At 67.7% G+C, this 2,554-nt stretch carries 3 protein-coding genes; 1 reads left to right on the forward strand and 2 read right to left on the reverse strand.

Annotated elements, in window-relative coordinates; all coding sequences use genetic code 11:
- Positions 1-514, reverse strand: a 514-nt coding sequence (locus tag PKH97_RS15745; RefSeq protein ID WP_324388558.1) for an FAD-binding oxidoreductase, incomplete at its 3' end; no start/stop codon positions are given.
- 16 nt (positions 515-530) lie between these two features.
- The gene (locus PKH97_RS15750) at positions 531-1,007 is read right to left on the reverse strand and encodes an Lrp/AsnC family transcriptional regulator (RefSeq protein WP_324388559.1); all 477 of its coding nucleotides are present in this window, start codon (positions 1,005-1,007) and stop codon (positions 531-533) included.
- 189 nt (positions 1,008-1,196) lie between these two features.
- Between PKH97_RS15750 and PKH97_RS15755 the strand changes: the two genes are divergently transcribed.
- Positions 1,197-2,554, forward strand: a 1,358-nt coding sequence (locus PKH97_RS15755) for an aminobutyraldehyde dehydrogenase (protein ID WP_324388560.1), incomplete at its 3' end; no start/stop codon positions are given.

The following is a 2,554-nucleotide window of genomic DNA, read 5'->3' on the forward strand; positions in this document are numbered from 1 at the left end:
CCCCGGCCGCGTCGAGCCACTGCGTGCCCGCGTCCCAGCGCTGGTCCTCGGCCAGACCTGCCCGCGCCCGCGCCACCTGCGCCGGCCCCCGCGCAAGACAAAGCGCTCCGCCACGGACATAGCCGACCCCCGGAAAGCCCTCTGCGGCAACGACATTGCCCACTTCATCGACCGTATGACGCAACTCACCCAGCAGCCGGCGCGTCGCCTCCACCCCATGCCGACGGGCGAGGGCGTCACCGCCGAGCGGGAAGAGCGCTGATACCCAGCCGCCATTGCGCCCGCTGGCTCCATATCCGACGTGCTCGGCCTCCAGCACGAGCATGGCGAGCCCGGGGCGCTCGCGCAAGAGGTAGTAGGCGCTCCACAATCCGGTGAAGCCACCCCCGACGATGACCACATCGGCACGTTCCGGGACCACAGCCCCACTCGCCGCAGCAGCCGCGGCGGGGCGGGCGGCATACGGCTCCCACCACAGGGGCGTGGTAAGCGTGCTCTCGACGCCCACGCTCACCTCACGCGCAAGGGCGTCACCGGGTGCCCCAGTTGTAGTGCTGCTTGTTGAGCTTCAGGTAGACGAAGGTCTCGGTCGACGCGACGCCAGGCAAGCTCCGGATCTGGCGGCTGACGATGTCCAACAATTCTTCGTCGTTCTCGCAGACCACCTCGCACAACAGGTCGAAGCTGCCTGCGGTCGTCACGACATAGGCGACTTCCGGCAATTCCGACAGCGCTGCGGCCGGTGCGTCCAATTCGCCGTCTACGCGGATGCCGATCATTGCCTGACGGGTGAAGCCCACCTGGAGTGGATCGGTGACGGCGACGATCTGCATCACGCCTGAGTCGAGCAGCCGCTGCACCCGCTGGCGCACGGCCGCCTCGGAGAGCCCCACGGCCTTGGCGATCGCGGCATAGGACGCTCGGCCGTCGGCCTGGAGGTGCTCGATGATCACCTTCGAATGCTCGTCCAGACGCGCCTGCGCCGGTGACGGCTTGCTCCCTCGCATAAGCCCATCGTGGCTGAGGATTCCGTCGGCCGCAAGGAGCCCAGCCACGGATTCCGTCGTCCGGGCCAGGCGAATGTATCGACCACGTAAATTTCGTGAGCCGATCGTGCCGGGGTCTGTCGCCCGGGCGCTGCGTCTGGCTAGAGTTCGCTCAATCGTCGACGACGACGATCGAGGACTACTGGAGTGATGAGCGTGAGCACCCCCCGCGAGTTGAGAAATTTCATCGGAAACAGCTATGTGGACGCGAGCAGTGATGCCCGCACCGACCTGATCAACCCGTCCACGGGCCAGGTGGTGGCCAGCGCGCCCGTCTCTAGCGCGGCCGATGTGGATGCGGCCTACGCCAGCGCCGCCACGGCCTTTCACGAGTGGGGGCAGACGACGCCCAGCGAGCGGCAGCAGGCGCTGCTCAAGATCGCCGACGCCATCGAGGCGCGCGCCGAGGAGTTCGTCAAGCTTGAGGCCGAGAACACCGGCAAGCCCTATGCGCTCACCACGAGTGAAGAAATCCCGCCGATGCTCGACCAAATCCGCTTCTTCGCCGGCGCCGCGCGCGTGCTCGAAGGCCGCGCCGCCGGTGAATACATGAAGGGGATGACCAGTTGGATCCGGCGGGAGCCGATCGGCGTCGTCGGTCAGGTCACGCCCTGGAACTACCCGCTCCTGATGGCCGTCTGGAAGATCGCCCCGGCTCTCGCGGCCGGCAACACCATCGTGCTCAAGCCGTCCGACACCACCCCGGAGACAACGCTTCTCCTCGCTGAGGTCGCCTCCGAGTTCCTCCCGGCCGGGACCTTCAATGTCGTCACCGGCGATCGCGACACCGGCCGGGCACTCGTCGAGCATGACACGCCTGCGTTGGTCGCCATTACCGGGTCGGTGCGGGCCGGTATGCAGGTGGCCGAGTCCGCCAGCAAGCAGGTCAAGCGCGTCCACCTCGAACTCGGCGGCAAGGCCCCGGTGGTCGTCTTCGACGACGCCGACATCGAGGCCGCTGTCGAGGGCATCGCCATCGCCGGCTATTTCAACGCCGGCCAGGACTGCACGGCCGCGACCCGCGTGCTGGCCGCACCCGGCATTCACGACGACTTCGTCGCCGCACTCGCGGCCTATGCCAAGGACAACGCCAAGGTCGGTATGCCCGATGACCCGGACGCGCTCTTCGGTCCGGTCAACAACTCCCGCCAGCTCGCCCACGTCGGTGGGTTTATCGAGCGGCTGCCGAGCCACGCCACGGTCTCGGCCGGCGGCAACCGGATCACCGGCCTTGGCGACGGCTACTTCCTCGAGCCCACCGTGCTCTCGGGACTGCGGCAGGACGACGAGGCCATCCAGAACGAGATATTCGGCCCGGTCATCACCGTCCAGCGCTTCACCGACGAGGACGAAGCCGTCGCCTGGGCCAATGGCGTCGACTACGGCCTGGCGTCGTCGGTGTGGACCAAGGACTTCGGTCGCGCGATGCGGATGAGCAAGCGCCTGGACTTCGGCTGCGTGTGGATCAACACCCACATCCCGCTCGTCGCCGAGATGCCGCACGGTGG

This window comes from Nostocoides sp., assembly GCF_035343835.1.
Classification (GTDB): Bacteria; Actinomycetota; Actinomycetes; order Actinomycetales; family Dermatophilaceae; genus Nostocoides_A; species Nostocoides_A vanveenii.

What these genes read in the sequence shown, in the direction of transcription:
- PKH97_RS15750 (WP_324388559.1), bottom strand. Translation starts at nt 1,007, where the DNA reads ATGCGAGGGAGCAAGCCGTCACCGGCGCAGGCGCGTCTGGACGAGCAT.